Below are 15,927 nucleotides of genomic sequence, written 5' to 3' on the forward strand. Positions count from 1 at the left end.
TTATGGTTCAAGGAGGTATGATCATGAAAAAAGCACTCATTACAGGTGGCGGCTCTGGTTTAGGACAGGCTTTAGCCTTACGCTACGCTAAACAAGGTTATTCGATCTATTTAGTCGGACGTACTGAAAATAAATTGGCTGATACAAAAGAACAAATTGAAAAGCAAGGCGGACAAGCTGAAACATTAACTGCCGATATTACTGATTGGAATTCAGTCCAATCTCTTGCTAAACAAGTTGGACCGATTGACTTATTGATTAATAATGCAGGTATCGGATTCTTTAATACCATCGACGACCTCGAAAAACAGGAAATTGACACAATGGTTAACGTTAATGTGAATGGTTTAATCTATACGACCAAACATTTATTAGACCACGTTATTCAAGCGAACGGTCGTATATTAAATATCATTTCAACAGCTGGTCTTTACGGTAAAGTACAAGAATCAGCTTATTGCGCAAGTAAATTCGCTCAACGTGGTTTTACAGAAAGCTTACAAAAAGAATTAGTTGACGAAAACATCGCTATTTCAGCTGTTTATATGGGTGGCATGAACACACCATTCTGGGATGACAGCGACTATATTGACGACCCATCAGTCCTTCCTTCACCTGATGATTATGCAAAGCAAATTGTCGAAAAAGACGATGGCCGTCCTGAAATTCATGTTGAATAAAGTAAAGCAGGAAGAGTTATGACGACTCTTCCTGCTTTTTTTCTTCAATAAATTGTTGAACATGCTCACCTTGAAAGCCTTTTTGAAATAAGGCTGCTTTGACTTTTTGCTCAAGGGTATAGCCTTCATGTTTGCGAGCATATTTTCGCCAAGCTTTTTCACCTTGGTAATAAACAGCTGCTTTTTCGTCATCTTCATCAGCTGACAAATCAATTGATTGAACAGCCAGATCAATCGCTTCACGCGAAAAACCTTTTTGCATCATGGCTTGTTTAGCTTGGTTAAGTTGTTCTCGAAATGATTTCTTGGAATTAGATTGCATTTTTTTATTAATCAAATTGACTAATTTGTCGACTTCATCTTCCTGAGAGTATTGGGATAATCCTTGTACTATTTGCTCCTCAGTCAATTTCTTCTGTTTAAGCTCTTGTCTAATTTTATTAGGTCCGCTGGATGAAGTGTTCATTTTTGAACGCACATAAACTTCGGCAAATGCCATATCATCAACAAGGCCCTCTTGTTCTAACCGATTTAAAACATAGTCAATATCTTGTTGGCTCGCTTCTTTTTTGGTTAAATAATCACTGATTTCTGATTTTGCACGCATTCGGTAGCTTAAATAATTGATAGACAGGGTATAGTACCTGTACATGGCATCTTGTTTTTGGATTTCGTTCATGTCATCATCTGATAGTTCCATCCCTTTTCTCAAGGCATAGCGAACTAATAGATCTTCATGGACACCAAAAGCAAAAACTTCACTGCCTTGTCGTTCAATAAAAATATTGAAGCGATCTTGATGCTTTTTTTGTTGCGTAATTTTACTTATCTTGACCATCAGACAGGTCACCCCTAACGTTTTACTACACCTATTATAATACAGGATTCAAAGGAGGTACATCCGTTTGAAAATTGTAATCGCAGGCGGAACAGGCTTTGTAGGGCAACATCTCGTCGATCATTTCAGCTCAAAAGACGATGAAATTATTATTTTGACGCGTAACCCTAACAAGTATCAGTCAGATCATAACATCCACTACATCGAATGGTTAACACCAAATGGTCAACCAGAACTTGAAATCGGCTATGCTGATGTTTTTATTAATTTAGCTGGTGAATCATTGAACAGTGGACGATGGACTGAGGAAAGAAAAGAACGTATTTTAGAAAGCCGTATGACAACAACACGTGAGCTCATTCGAATCATGGGAGCGATGCAACAGCCTCCCCACACATTTGTTAATGCTTCAGCTGTCGGCTATTACGGCACATCAGAAACGGATATTTTTACTGAAAAAACCCAACAGCCTGGAAACGACTTTCTAGCTGAAGTATGTGATATGTGGGAGAAAGAAGCTGACGAAGCAAAATCTCTCGATATTCGTGTGATTAAAACACGTTTTGGACTCATATTAGATGGTCATGATGGTGCGCTACCGAAGATGGCCTTACCGTATCAATTATTCGCTGGTGGTCCACTTGGTTCTGGTGAACAATGGATGTCTTGGATTCACATTTACGATGTGGTTAAAGGCTACGACTGGGTGATTGAACACAGTGATATTAAAGGCCCTGTTAACTTTACTGCTCCTAATCCGAAACGTAATAAGGAATTTGGAAAAGTGCTTGGTCAAGCGTTAAAACGCCCACATTGGATCCCTGCACCATCATTCGCTATTCGAACAGCATTGGGTGACATGAGTACACTGTTATTAGAAGGGCAATACGTTTATCCAAAAGTCCTCTTTGAATCTGGTTATACCTTCCATTTTCCAACTCTAAAAGAAGCTTTAGAGGAGATCTATCAATAAACTGAAGAATGATCAAAAAATTTTTTCAAAAAATGATAAATACCTATATGCAAAATGGCAAACCTGTTGTAAAATTTGTTTAGTCAAAGTAAAGGGAAGGCAAATGGTGCGCCACTGCTCGAATATGAGTGGTTCTAGTGGGTTCGATTCCCACCCCGGATTTTTGTTTATGTGCATTGAATGCAACTTCTTGATTAAGATGTGCAATTAATAAAAATTCGAGGGTGATCGCACCCACTGCCTACGCCTGTCGTAAGCATCACCCTCGTAAACTATGCTGTTTAGGGGGTATTTTTTATGCTTAAAAAACGTGAATTACATGATGTGCCAACACTTTTTCCACTTTTGAATGATGAAGCTGTTAAACCTTTTGTACGGGAAACCGCAAAGTCCACCGAGGAGTATTACTTTTTTATTAATCAAATGAATCAACGTGAAGAAAACGGTGAATTAATTTCTCGTACGATTTTAGATGAATTCGAGTCGCCAGTCGGTGCTATTTCACTTTATGATATTGAGGACGGAAAAGGATTTTTGGCTACTTGGCTAGGTAAGCCCTACTTCGGCCAAGGGTATAATCAATATGCGAAAGAGTTATTTTTATCGGAAATATTCTTACAATGTGATATAGAAGTAGTTTTTTTGAAGGTGAATAAAATCAATCACCGTTCCATCAAAGCGGTCCATAAATTAGGCTATGCTACTCAAGCGAATGACACGTATCCTCAAGTTTATGAACGGATTAACCAAGGGGAGAAAGAATATGACCTGTTCGCAGTCTATAAAGAGGCCTTTATGTTCTACTTAAACGATCAACATCAAGCTGAAATTAGTGAATTAGAAGCATAAATGATAACCTTCTTACTTTGGAGTAGGAAGGTTTTTTATATTAATTGCCAATAATATTGAAAAAATTTCAGCATTATCGGTTATAATGGAACTAAAAGGGGAGATTCTTTTGGACGATTTGATCATACAGTTAATTCTGCCATTAGTGATTTTACAACTAATCTTAATCATTGTTGCCCTAATTGATCTGCGTCGTGTCGAGGCAACACGCGGGCCCAAATGGGTATGGATCTTGATTATTATATTCGGAAATCTTGCTGGCCCGATTATTTATTTTATTGTGGGAAGGAAGGGATAAATAATGGCGATTATGTCTGCAAACTATCTCACCAAAACATTTCAAGGTCATACAGTTGTCGATGATTTATCATTTAAATTAGAACCTGGTAAATGCGTTGCTCTTCTTGGTCCAAATGGTGCTGGTAAGACTACGACGCTCCGCATGTTAGCCGGCTTTATTAAACCAAGTCAAGGCAACATTCAATTTAATGAAGAACAATTTGCGAAGGATATTCGCCATTATGTTGGCTATTTACCGCAGTACCCTGTCTTTCATAATTGGATGACTGGAGAAGAGTTCTTAATTTATGTAGGTAAACTCGCTTATCTATCCAAAAACGAAGCTAAAACAAAAGCACATGAACTGCTTGACCTTGTCAGACTAAGTGATGATAAACAGAAGCGAATCGGGAAGTATTCAGGTGGTATGAAGCAGCGACTTGGGATTGCACAAGCTTTAATGCACGACCCTCAATTAATTATTCTTGATGAACCCGTTTCATCATTAGATCCAATTGGACGCCGAGAGGTACTCAATTTAATCCGAGAACTGAAAAAGGATGCAACCATTCTTTTTTCAACTCATATTTTAAACGATGCGGAAGAGGTTAGTGATGATATTTTACTTTTAAACCATGGTAAACTTCTAAAACAAGGCGCAATTCAAGAGATACATAGTCAACAAGAAACGAAAACCATTTATCTAGCGTTTCAAGACGAGCCTAAATTTATTGAAGAACGTCTAAAAGAGTTTAATTCAGTATTTAATATTAAACGAGAAAATACTGGATTCGCTATCACTGTTCATGACGTCAATGAAGCTAGAGCACAATTACTCGAGGTTATTCAATCAGAAGGCTGGAATTTAACGAAATTTGAAGTCTTATCTGCCTCACTTGAAGATATATTTATAAAGGCGGTGACTGAATAATGCAGTGGCAAACCATTTACAAGAAAGAAATGCTCGACCATTGGCGTCATTTCAAGTGGATTTGGGTTCCAATTGTCTTTATTTTATTCGCCGTCATGGACCCTTTAACTGCTTATTTTATGCCGATTATACTAGAATCAGCTGGTAACGTTCCAGAAGGCGCTACAATAGATATCCCGACTCCTTCCGTTGGTGAAGCTATGATCATGAGTTTTAATCAACTGAATATGTTAGGTGTTTTAATCGCTGTTGTCATATCAATGGGACTGATTTCACGAGAACTCAGTACAGGGGTTTATGAGCTAATCTTATCTAAGCCTGTTCGTTATAGCCATTATATGACAGCTAAATTCACAGCTATGATGACACTCCTAAGCGTGTCGATCATCTTGGCACTCATTACAGGCTGGTATTATGTCACCGTTTTATTTGGAGACCTTGCCTTTACCCAATTGCTGACTAGCGCGATCTTTTATATATTTTATTTTATGCTGATTTTAAGCATCGTCATGGTTTTTAATAGCTTTCTAACATCACCTGGGCTTGTGGCTTTTCTATCTATTTTTACAGTCGTTGTATTAAATGCCTTCACGTCTATTTTTGATCATGTCATTACTTGGAGCCCGATGTTAATTTCAGATTATATTGGCACCTACATTTTCTCAGGTGAAATCGAAACGGACCTTTATTTCAGTACAGGAATCGCCATCATCATCAGTCTTCTATTATTATGGTTATCCATTATCCTGCTCAAAAGACAGGAAATGCACTAACATTGTTAAACAAAATCGGCGCATTGTTAAACAATGTGCCGCCTTTGTTCGACAATCCAACGAGAATGTTAGACAATCTAAAAGAACTGTTAAATAACTAGGTGGAAATGTTAATTATGCTACCAAATAAAAGGCTTTCGCCCAAATTCATGGCGAAAGCCTTTTAATCTTCTTTAAGCGGATAAGCAAAAACTGTCATCGTCACTTGAAACGTGTAGTCCCCTTCATTTTGCTGAAGTTGCACATTGTTTAATTGCGCTAATCTCGCATCTTGTTCGATTCTATTAATAAACTGCTGAAACAATTGATGAGAACCTGATGTCCCACTCAGTTCCATTGATAAAACGTCAATCATTTCTTCCGAGCTCACGTCACTAAACCATTCATTCGAAGAAACTTGGTCATCTTGTACAAAGTTTATTGTTTCAATCGTAGTATTGGTGGCACCACTTGCATCATTTAATAAACGAATGACACCATTTTCATTTAGTGACTCTGGCAATTGATCGCGCAATGTATCGACATTTACGTCTTCCTCTGCTTCCTGATTCTCTAGTGAATCACTAAGTGCAGTTTGCCGTCGTTCTTCAAAATCTAGATCATCTGATAATTCCTGATTCGTCTGTTGTAAGTCGAAAATAACATAATAGTAGAATGCACCAGCAGCCAATAACAAGACTGCTATTCCGACTAAGATCATCCGCTTATTCTGCTTCGTCATCGTTCTCCTCCTCTTCCGCTTGGAGGTACACTGTATAATTCGTTAAATAATAATCTTCTGATTCCATATAATCAATGGTTCGAATCATGACATCATGGAACGACTCAACCTCACTTAAATCCTGGTAAAATGCTACTGCGTTTTCATTTGATTCAGTCTGGACCGTTAATTCAATGACACCTTCTTGTTCATTAAACGCTATTAAATCACCATTACGGGGAACATAACCCGTAATCGTCTTCATAATGGGCTCCATTTCAACAATAGCTGCTTCCATTTGTGTCACTAATGGTTCCACTTGCTCAGACTGTTGTTCGGACTCATCACCTTCTAATTCAGACTGTAACGCGTCATTTTGTTGTTTTTGTTGTTGTAATGCTTGTTCTAATGAAGCGTTATCTTGCTCCAGCGTCCAAGTCCAATAACCGAATCCACCTACAACCATCAATGTCACCACGAGTATGAAGATGATCGGAAATAATCCAGTGCGATTCTTTTTTTCTTTTTTGGGTCGTAAGTCAATATCAGGTAACATTATAGACCACCTTTTAATGCCATGCCATAGACCATATGAAAACGTGAAGCCACTGTCATCCCTTTAGGTCCGACGACTTGTTCATCTTGAATGGTTACAACAGGTGTCTCAAACCTCTCTTCAAGCGTCACCATAATGTCCTCTAAATAAGGATGGTCACCAGTGATTGCAATCTGCGTAAACTGCTGTTCATAGTTTTGAATCATATATTGATAAAAACGTTCAACTCGTTCGACTTCTATAATCAAATCTTCCAATTCATCCATCACAGTCTCTTCATGAAAATCTTCCTTCGACAATGTAGGACCTAGTTGATCGATTGTTTGGTCACTTGAATCTAAATCAAATTCTTGCAAGAAAATAGGCGTATGAAAACGAAAAGCGCTAAATGTGGCTTGATCCACATTATAATTGATTAATAATAAATGATCTTCATTGGAGGCAATACTATGACTATAGAGAACCCTATAAAAGCTCAGTGGTGAAATATCGATTGATTCCACTCGCATGCCTAATTCATTTAAAATTTGCGTGTATTGATTCGCAATCGAGCGATCAGTCGAGATTAAACTAATTTCGTGTCCATCTTCTAATTCTTGAATATAAACTGTCTCAAAAACAGATTCATCAAAAGGCAAATGGATCGTATCCCCTAAATGAAACTGAATATGGTTTCGAATTTCATTTTTGGCTATATTAAGTGGCAACACTTCTCGGCGGATAAAGACGAGTGAGTCTGGCATAATGAGACGAACAGTTTTTCGTTTTAAGCGCCATTTTTTCACACACGTCTTTAATACGCGTTCAAATTGCTCACGATCTTCAATGACGCCACCTCTGATGATGCCCGCTGGAATATAATGTTCCCCCATCCGCTCGACTTGGGTTTTATCTCGACGACTTTCTGTATAACGAATCACATAATCTCTAATCTCAAGATTAACGATTTGTTTCTTAGCCATATATTTCATCCACCTATAACATTAAAGATAAGTACCAATTGATTAATGGATCACCATAAAAATAAGCCACTAAAGCCCCTGAAGCGATGAACGGACCAAAAGGAATTGGTTTTCCTTTCTTCACTCTACCTAATCCCATTAAAACTAAGCCAATCACCGTGCCAATAACTGAGGCAAGCATCAAAGTCAGTAATGTCTTTTGAACACCTAAAAAAAGCCCTAACACCGCAAATAATTTAATATCACCGCCACCCATGCCACCGCGACTGACAATCGCAATAAGTAGCAATAAACCAAATCCTAGTAACGCTGCTAAATAACTATCATACCAAGGTTCAGTTGGCATCCAGATTCGCCACGCCAAAATGATGATAGCAAATGCAATTAATACACGATCGGGGATCAACTGCTTATACCAATCACTAATCGTAATAATGATCAGCAAGCTAATGAGTAACCACGCTAAAAAAAGTTCAATGTGAAAACCAATATGAAAAAAAGCGTAAACGAACAACCCACCTGTTAACACTTCAAAAAACGGATAAACAGGTGAAATCTTCACGCCACATTGTCGGCATTGACCTTTTTGAAATAAATAAGATAATACGGGGATAAGTTCATAACTTTTAAGTACATGACCACATCTCGGGCAATGCGACCTGGGCGTCACAATCGATTCACCATCAGCCACACGCATGCCAACCACATTATAAAACGAGCCTAATACAAGGCCTAAAACAAATATGTAAAGCGTTATCCAAATCACCTGTCATCAGTCCTGTATGATTTAATAGGTTGAGAGTTTGTTATGGTAAAAAAGCGCGGTTAGACCGCGCTCTGAATTACATTATTAAACGTTAATAGGTTTAGGACCCACTAATCGATGCTGTTCCACCCTCAGAATCATTTCTCAAATCGGACGCATTTGCATCATTAATATCTTGTACAGTTGCATTGCTAAAATTAATAGAAACATTGCCATCATCCAGGGTGCCATTAATTGTGAAAGGCGTTTCAGTTACATTGACTGTCACGTCACCTAATGTAGTATTATCATCAAAAGATGAGGTATCAATATAATCATTATCACTCAATGTATCCAACCCAACTATTACCTCATTTTCACCATTTTCTTCAACGTCATTCGTTGTCGCATACAACTCTGCAGACTCAATCACGTTAATCGCTGTAGACTTCACAGAGTCATAACGTGAATCTTCAATAACATTCGCAATCGCTGGTACCGCAATTAAAGCAATAATACCTAAAATAACAATTACAGCTAGTAATTCGACTAGTGTAATACCTTTCTGGTTCTTTAAGATGCGTTTTAACATCAATAACTCTCTCCCTTTTCCCTAATTAATTTGGTTAAATAGATCAAACATTGGAATCACAATAGCTAGTACAACGACTCCAACGATTAATGATAAAGATACGATTAAAACAGGTTCTAATAATGACTTAAATTGTTCTGTCGCTGTGTCGACATCTTCTTCATAGAAATCTGCGACTTGTTCAAGCATGTCAGGTAAAGCATTCGTTTGCTCCCCGACTTCGATCATTTGTGTTACTAAGTATGGAAAGGCCCAATGCTCTCGCATAGGAGCAACCATTGATTGCCCTTTTTTTAATGAAATTTGTGCTTCGTCTAAGGTTTCTTGGATCACTCGGTTACGAATAGTTTGTTGAGTCAATTCAAGTGCTTGGATAATAGGTACATCGTTATACAATAATGAGCTTAATGTTCGTGACATTTGTGCCATGTTTGACTTTATGACCAAAGTCCCAAAACCTGGAATTTTCAATAAGTAATAATCGATCTTATATCGACTATATTCCCGTTTAAACAGCAATATAAACATCAATACGACTAAAATCGATGATAACATAAGTATGTGCCAATAACTAGTCATAAAGTCACTAGTTCCTAAAACAAATTGCGTAATTAATGGAAGTTCAGCATCAAATTGTTCAAACATGCTGACAAACTCCGGCACGACATAAATCATTAGGAATATAACAACCGCAATAGCTACGACAAATACAGTTGCTGGATAAGAAAACGTCGATTGAATCTTTTGCTTGGTTTTATATTGTTTTTGATAATAGCTTGCTAGTTTTTCTAATGTTGCTTGTAATGACCCACTGCTTTCACCACTGTGAACCATGTTGATAAAGATATTCGAGAAAATGTGTGGGTGTTTTTTCAAGGCAGCTGTTAAGGAATTCCCTTGGCGCATATCAATTTCGATATAGTATAATGCTTCTTTTAAATACTTCTGCTTCGTTTGTTCACGTAAAATACTTAAAGATTTTACAATCGTCAATCCTGCTTTTAATAGGGCAGCAAATTGTTGTAGAAACACAACAAAATCTCGATTTTTCACTGGACTTCCAAAATAAATATCCTTATTCCAAATCGTACTTGGGATTTCTTCAATTATTTCTATGCGCAACCCTTCATCGCGTAAACGGGCTTTAGCCAACTCTGCATTATACGCATCAAGCTTACCTTTTCGATGCTCACCGTTATAATCAACGGCTTCATATTTAAAAGAAGCCATTATGATTCCCCCATCACTCTATTACTCTGAGGCAACACGATAAACTTCTTCTAACGTTGTTTCACCGCGTTCAACCTTCCGTAATCCATCCTCGAACAATCGTGTGAACCCTTGCTGTTTCGCAATTCGTTCGATTTCAATTTTTGTTTTACCATCTAAGATTGCTTCCCTTATAACCTCATCAATTAACAGCACTTCATGAATGGCTGTCCGGCCACGATAGCCTGTATTATTACACGTAGCACAGCCGCTACCTTTTTTTACCTCGTCTAAATCAATGCCATAACGATTAAACACATCTCGCTCTAACTGACTGATTGGTCGAGTCGTTTCACAATCCTGACAAATCATTCGAACAAGTCGCTGCGCTACAATCCCATTCACCGAAGTTCCAACTAGAAACATTTCCACATCCATATTGACGAGACGATTAATCGCACCAGTCGAATCGTTTGTATGAAGGGTACTCAGAACAAGGTGACCTGTAATCGAAGCTCGTACAGCCATATTCGCCGTTTCACCATCACGAATCTCACCGACCATGATAATGTCCGGGTCTTGCCGTAAAATGGACCGTAAACCCGATGCAAATGTTAAACCGACATTAGAGTTCACTTGAATCTGATTAACACCTTCTAATTCATATTCCACTGGATCCTCTAACGTAATTAAGTTCGATTCCTCTTCATTTAAATGCGTGAGGGCGGCATACATAGTCGATGTTTTACCTGAACCAGTAGGGCCTGTAAGCAGGACGATGCCATAAGGTTTTTCAATCATTGTTCGGAACTTATTTAAGTTATCTGGTTCGAAACCGATTTGATCCATTCGATTCGAAACTGACATTGTATCAAGGACACGGATTACTACTTTTTCGCCGAATATCGTTGGCAACGTACTAACACGTAAATCAACATCGCGTCCTTCGACTAACCGTTTAATGCGTCCATCTTGGGGAATTTTTTGCTGTGTAATATCTAGATTGGCCATAATTTTAATGCGTGTCGTTAGTGAGGACTGGACATTTTTAGCCAAAAATTGCTCATGTCTTAAAGCACCATCAACTCGTAATCGTACAACGACTTGCTCTTCTTGCGGATCAACGTGAATATCACTTGCCCCTTCAACAACAGCTTGCTGGATCAATTGATTCATCAACTTAACAACCGGTGAAGATTCCTCTTCTAATGACAAATCCTGACGTTCTTCTTTAGGTGCTTGCTCGGCAAATTCATCAGTAAAATCTTCACGTTCATACATTTTCATGATGCTTTGGCGAATTTCATCTTTGATTGCAATCACTGGTTCAATCTTAAAACCTGTTTGCAGTCTTAAATTATTAATGACGAAATAATCGAGCGGGTCAGCCGTCGCGACATACAACCGATTCCCATCACGTTTAAGAGGAATCACACTGTTATCAATCGCAAACTGCTTAGGCACTAGATTTAAAATAGACCGGTCAAATGGATAGTTATTTAAACGTTCATGTGAGATGTCCAGTTGCTGCTGCAAGACTTCGATCAATTGCAACTCTGTTATGTAACTTTCCTGAATCAATTTATCCCCTAATTTTTGATCAGGCGATTTTTCCTCAAGTGCTTGGCTCAGTTGTTGATCATTGATAAAGCCTTCTTGTTTTAACAATTCACCAATTCGTAATCTTTGTCTACGTGGCACAGACAACGTCCTTTCTGCCGTGAAAATAACCTTTTCTATTTATTAATCAATTATACGTTGTTTTTCTACTAAATGCGACATTATTATCAGTTAAATTCTAGTTCTATTATTTTAGACCCAACTTCCTGGTCATCTTCTAATTCGTCACCTTCTAAAACAGGTGTTACTACAAAATCGACTTCAATGGATTGGTCTTCAACTGAAATCGAATTAAGCTCTGTTATAAAACCGTGTTCTTCACCAACATCAATTCGAACACCGTTATTTAATTCCTTTGTACGTAAGGATTGATTTAGTTGTTCACGAAAGTAAGAAATAATGCTATCAGGGTCTGCGTTACTCTGTTCAAGCCAAGACTCAGTACTTTCTTTAGCGCCGTCACGACTATCCTCGATGACAGAATGTGTGAATTCGACACCCATATCAATTAAAGCATTAACCTGCGTATATTCTTCAGACCGTTCAAATTGATTCGCACTTGTAGTAATATTCGACATAATAGAAGGGATCATCACACCAATAATCGCGATGGTGATTAATACGACAATTAAAGCTGCACCATTTTGTTCTTTTAGCATCTTCAAGATTCGCCCCCTTCCTGAATATACCCGAATATCGTAGCGCTGGGCTGCTCTTGGTTTTCAAGCGATTCGAAAACTTCAATTTTAACTTGTTGTAAATCAAGCTCATTTTCTAGTTCAGCATGGTCGTTGTCATCAATTACTGTTATGATAGGAAAAAAGTCTCGATTATTTTCAGTAAAGGTAGAACGATTTAAAGCATCAATCTGACTTTGGTCTTCTTTGATTTCTGTTAACACTTTTTCAGCAACGTTCACAGCTGTTAGTTCGTCTTCCGTTTGAGTAGATAGTATAATAGACTGTGAGAAGAAACCAATAAACGAAGTCAACACAATCGTTAGAATGACTAAAGCAGCTAAGACTTCGATTAATGAAAAACCTTTATGATTTTGTATAATTGTTTTAAATCGTTTCATTTTTATACCTCACGATAAATAGGTGATTTTAATGATCAATAAATATCTTACTCAACAAAAAGGTGTCACACTTGTCGAAGTTTTAGGGGCTTTAGCGATTCTATCAATCATATCGATTCTAGCTTTTAATGTGCTCGGTAATACCTTTCAATACAATGAAAAAACGCAAGCACATACGGATATTAGACAAGAGGCAAACTACATCATTACCCAAATGCGAGAATCACATCAAACTAATGAGAGTGACTATGAAATTTGTACGAGCACGTTTGAACGCTCAAATTATGTATTCAATGAGTTTATGATTAATCATAACCCTATTAATGGATCATGTACAACAGTGGATGCGACAGAAACCCTCTCAATCTCATTTATCATTATGAATAATCAAGACCAACAATTTGAAGTGAACACAAAAATCCACCCTAAAGCTGAACGAAACAGAGAAGAATTGGTTTCAATTACGATTCCAGAACAAAGTGTCGACTTAATCGATTACATTCGTGAGGAAAGTGTATTTGTTTATTCTAGCAACATCTCTGTTGATGGTAGTGCTGGATTCTCAAGTGCTAATGGGAAAATGGTCATAAATAATAATACCCCATCTGACTTATCATTTAACACAGCAGGACAAATTTCTGTTAATGAAATTCATATTAATAAACCCAATCAACAAGTAAATGTCAATTCTAGCTCTGAATTTGGTGTGAGTGGTGTCACTTCTCTTATTAACATTCGTAGTCACTTAAACTTAAATAATGGCGGTACGACGATGAATTCTGAGGAAATTTATATTGATGGGGATTTGACTTTTGGAAGTAGTGCTGTCGTTAATGCGGATACAATTTATGTTAGCGGTGATGTAATCTTTAATAATTATTCAGCGGATATCAATGTTGATAATATTTATATTGGTGGCAACATCATTAGTAATACTAATAACTCAGAGCACCAACAGTTACGAACAGGCGAGTTCGATGCTTCTAGCTATCCAGATATTCCACCTAATGACTTACCAGAATTAAGAGATGAAAATTGGTATACCGAAAACAACTATGTTAATTCAAGTACTTTGAGTAACAATGATCGGATCTTTTCTACTGGCGATGTCAATGTCCATACAAACAACCGTAGCCCTTCTGATTTCATCATCGTTGCAGGTGGTGACGTCTCGATTGACACGAATTGGTCTGAAGTAGAAGGCTTAATTGTCGCACCTAATGGTAGTGTTAGCTACGACGGGCCTAAATTCTCAGGCGTTGTGATTGCTAGGGACGGCTTTAATTTAGAAAATGGTGGTTCGTCAGCTGAGTTCAGAAATATCAATGAGTACTTAGACGATCTAGACGAAATACCATTCAAATAAAAAGACAGAGGCTGTTTTGACACAGCCTCTGTCTTTATTTTTAACCTTCAATACTCCGCCAAAGCGTCAACGCTGCATAACTACGGTATGGTGACCATTCTTCAGCAGCCGCTTCAATTTCTGCTTTCTTCGGTTTTTCTTCTCGTTTCCAAGCGTGTTTAAGTGCATTCTGAATGCCAATATCAGCAGCTGGGAAGAGATCTTCGCGTCCGAGTGCGAATAGTAACCAGTTTTGGACAGTCCACGGGCCGATGCCACGTACTTTTCCAAGCGATTTCATCACCTCTTGGTTGGTCATCTTCGCCATTCCTGGTAAGTCCAATTCACCATTCACAATCGCGCGTGACGTATCAATCACGTATTCAGCTTTTCGTTGACTGAATTGAAGATCCGTTAAGTCTTGATAATCCAGTTGCGCAACTTTTTCAGGTGTCGGATAAAACCAAGCGCCATCCATCTTTTCACCAAATTTCTGTACGAATCGCGTTGAAAGTGTATAAGCAAATTTCATATTCAGTTGTTGATGGATAATTACTTTCATAAGTGAATCATACAAAGCAAAATCACGGACAATTGGTGTCCCTGGATGAACGAAAAACAATCTCGCTAATCGTGTATCTTCAAAGAAATCGACTACATCTTGTAAATCACGGTCCCACTGAAATAAATTACGGATATGTTCAAAGATGACATCTTGTTCTTCATCATAATCGGACATCACAGAAAAGACAGGTTTTTCAGTCGTCCCCTCTCCTTTAACACGAACAACACACTGATCCCCATTTTCCAATCGGACGGGCACATCCACCCATCGTTCGCGTAAATTTACGTTAATAAGAGGATCCATATTTAAACGTTGCAGTGAATAATCAAAATCATATAACCCCGCTGCATGGTAGTACTCTTTCCACATCATGACCTCTCCCTTTATTGTGTGGTTGTTTCAATACATACAGTTTACAACTTTACATACCCTTTTCGCAAAAAATTGACTCTACCCAAAAGGCACGTATTTTTGCCAGACGAGATCATTTAATGATTCAAATTGATAGCCTCGTTCCCGTAATTCATCAATCAAGTGACTAAGTGCTTCAGCATTATCTTCTGTGACCGTATGCATAAGCATAATCGCACCTGGATGAACCTGTTTCAATACATCATCAAGGGCTTGTTGCCAACTACTTTGCTGACTTTCTTCCCAATCAACTAACGAAACCGACCAGAAGATATTCGTATAACCAAGTTCATCAGTTAATTTTAAGGTTCGTTCGCTAAAAACACCTTTAGCTGGGCGGAAATATGTGACATGTTGTTGATCAGTCGTTTCTTTAATTTTATCATCTAAACGTTTTAAATCTTGTCGTATTTCCTCTTCGCTCGCTTTCGTATAGTCGAGGTGGTCATCTGAGTGATTCCCGATTATATGCCCGTCGTTCACCATTCGTTCGACTAATTCAGGTTGGTCATCAATATAATGACCTGATAGGAAAAACGTAGCAGGAACTTGTTTGTCTTCTAATACATCCAGCATCTGTTCCATGTAACCTAACTCATAACCACTATCGAATGTTAAATAAATCGTCTTATCAGAGCCACCGCCCATGTAAAATCCATTGTACTTTTCAATTAATGGACCATAAAAACCTAAATCAGGTGGCTCCTCGTTATATTGTTTTTTATAACCATAACCATACGATTCATTTGATATTTCTTCTGCTTGAATAAGTGGTGACCATAAGATCAAACTAATTATGATCAGTATTATTTTTTTCATGA

Annotated in this window: 19 protein-coding genes; 7 read left to right on the forward strand and 12 right to left on the reverse strand. The window is 37.9% G+C overall.

The window, feature by feature from the left end; translation table 11 throughout:
• Window positions 1-23 precede the first annotated feature (23 nt).
• Entirely contained in the window at window positions 24-680 is a 657-nt protein-coding gene (locus FHR85_RS04645) for an SDR family NAD(P)-dependent oxidoreductase (RefSeq protein WP_167261601.1), read from the forward strand.
• Between the two features lie 16 nt (window positions 681-696).
• Here the strand turns inward: FHR85_RS04645 and recX are convergent, their stop codons facing one another.
• Complete coding sequence (gene recX, locus FHR85_RS04650; protein ID WP_167261603.1) at window positions 697-1,518, reverse strand: recombination regulator RecX; 822 nt, start codon at window positions 1,516-1,518, stop codon at window positions 697-699.
• 67 nt (window positions 1,519-1,585) lie between these two features.
• On the opposite strand from recX, the gene FHR85_RS04655 reads away from it, so the two are divergent.
• The 5 genes from FHR85_RS04655 to FHR85_RS04675 all read left to right on the forward strand — a co-directional run bounded on the left by FHR85_RS04655 (window position 1,586) and on the right by FHR85_RS04675 (window position 5,323).
• A complete protein-coding gene (locus FHR85_RS04655) occupies window positions 1,586-2,491 on the forward strand; it encodes a TIGR01777 family oxidoreductase (RefSeq protein WP_167261605.1) in 906 nt (301 codons plus the stop codon).
• Between the two features lie 297 nt (window positions 2,492-2,788).
• Entirely contained in the window at window positions 2,789-3,340 is a 552-nt protein-coding gene (locus FHR85_RS04660) for a GNAT family N-acetyltransferase (protein ID WP_167261607.1), read from the forward strand.
• Between the two features lie 109 nt (window positions 3,341-3,449).
• Window positions 3,450-3,638, forward strand: a complete 189-nt coding sequence (locus FHR85_RS04665) for a PLDc N-terminal domain-containing protein (RefSeq protein WP_411954915.1) — start codon at window positions 3,450-3,452, stop codon at window positions 3,636-3,638.
• A 3-nt stretch (window positions 3,639-3,641) separates the two neighbouring features.
• Complete coding sequence (locus FHR85_RS04670; RefSeq protein ID WP_167261610.1) at window positions 3,642-4,550, forward strand: ABC transporter ATP-binding protein; 909 nt, start codon at window positions 3,642-3,644, stop codon at window positions 4,548-4,550.
• Window positions 4,550-5,323: an ABC transporter permease gene (locus FHR85_RS04675; RefSeq protein WP_167261612.1), complete on the forward strand. Its 774-nt coding sequence runs from the start codon at window positions 4,550-4,552 to the stop codon at window positions 5,321-5,323. Before FHR85_RS04670 ends, FHR85_RS04675 begins: the two co-directional genes overlap by 1 nt.
• A 163-nt stretch (window positions 5,324-5,486) precedes the next feature.
• On the opposite strand, the gene FHR85_RS04680 is transcribed toward FHR85_RS04675, so the two are convergent.
• The 9 genes from FHR85_RS04680 to FHR85_RS04720 form a co-directional block, all read right to left on the reverse strand.
• Entirely contained in the window at window positions 5,487-6,044 is a 558-nt protein-coding gene (locus tag FHR85_RS04680) for a hypothetical protein (protein ID WP_167261614.1), read from the reverse strand.
• Window positions 6,028-6,579, reverse strand: coding sequence for a hypothetical protein (locus FHR85_RS04685; RefSeq protein ID WP_167261616.1), 552 nt, complete (start codon window positions 6,577-6,579; stop codon window positions 6,028-6,030). Before FHR85_RS04685 ends, FHR85_RS04680 begins: the two co-directional genes overlap by 17 nt.
• Window positions 6,579-7,541 (reverse strand): type IV pilus biogenesis protein PilM, encoded by a 963-nt coding sequence (gene pilM / locus FHR85_RS04690; protein WP_167261618.1) that lies wholly within the window; start codon window positions 7,539-7,541, stop codon window positions 6,579-6,581. Before pilM ends, FHR85_RS04685 begins: the two co-directional genes overlap by 1 nt.
• A 13-nt stretch (window positions 7,542-7,554) precedes the next feature.
• Window positions 7,555-8,307: a prepilin peptidase gene (locus tag FHR85_RS04695; protein ID WP_167261620.1), complete on the reverse strand. Its 753-nt coding sequence runs from the start codon at window positions 8,305-8,307 to the stop codon at window positions 7,555-7,557.
• A 100-nt stretch (window positions 8,308-8,407) separates the two neighbouring features.
• On the reverse strand, window positions 8,408-8,878 hold the full coding sequence (locus FHR85_RS04700; RefSeq protein ID WP_167261622.1) for a type II secretion system protein: 471 nt from the start codon (window positions 8,876-8,878) through the stop codon (window positions 8,408-8,410).
• Window positions 8,879-8,899: 21 nt separating this feature from the next.
• The gene (locus FHR85_RS04705; RefSeq protein WP_167261624.1) at window positions 8,900-10,108 is read right to left on the reverse strand and encodes a type II secretion system F family protein; all 1,209 of its coding nucleotides are present in this window, start codon (window positions 10,106-10,108) and stop codon (window positions 8,900-8,902) included.
• A 21-nt stretch (window positions 10,109-10,129) separates the two neighbouring features.
• Window positions 10,130-11,788, reverse strand: a complete 1,659-nt coding sequence (locus FHR85_RS04710; RefSeq protein ID WP_167261626.1) for an ATPase, T2SS/T4P/T4SS family — start codon at window positions 11,786-11,788, stop codon at window positions 10,130-10,132.
• 86 nt (window positions 11,789-11,874) lie between these two features.
• Window positions 11,875-12,372, reverse strand: coding sequence for a type II secretion system protein (locus FHR85_RS04715; protein ID WP_167261628.1), 498 nt, complete (start codon window positions 12,370-12,372; stop codon window positions 11,875-11,877).
• Entirely contained in the window at window positions 12,369-12,785 is a 417-nt protein-coding gene (locus FHR85_RS04720; protein ID WP_167261630.1) for a type IV pilus modification PilV family protein, read from the reverse strand. Before FHR85_RS04720 ends, FHR85_RS04715 begins: the two co-directional genes overlap by 4 nt.
• Before the next feature lie 31 nt (window positions 12,786-12,816).
• Here FHR85_RS04720 and FHR85_RS04725 point away from each other — a divergent pair, with 31 nt between their 5' ends.
• Window positions 12,817-14,151: a PulJ/GspJ family protein gene (locus FHR85_RS04725; protein WP_167261632.1), complete on the forward strand. Its 1,335-nt coding sequence runs from the start codon at window positions 12,817-12,819 to the stop codon at window positions 14,149-14,151.
• Between the two features lie 40 nt (window positions 14,152-14,191).
• Here FHR85_RS04725 and FHR85_RS04730 read toward each other — a convergent pair whose 3' ends face one another.
• Both FHR85_RS04730 and FHR85_RS04735 read right to left on the reverse strand, forming a co-directional pair.
• Entirely contained in the window at window positions 14,192-15,064 is an 873-nt protein-coding gene (locus FHR85_RS04730; RefSeq protein ID WP_167261634.1) for a DNA-3-methyladenine glycosylase family protein, read from the reverse strand.
• Between the two features lie 81 nt (window positions 15,065-15,145).
• On the reverse strand, window positions 15,146-15,925 hold the full coding sequence (locus FHR85_RS04735) for a polysaccharide deacetylase family protein (RefSeq protein WP_167261643.1): 780 nt from the start codon (window positions 15,923-15,925) through the stop codon (window positions 15,146-15,148).
• Window positions 15,926-15,927 lie beyond the last annotated feature (2 nt).

The organism is Alkalibacillus almallahensis (genome assembly GCF_011761495.1).
Lineage (GTDB): Bacteria > Bacillota > Bacilli > Bacillales > Alkalibacillaceae > Alkalibacillus > Alkalibacillus almallahensis.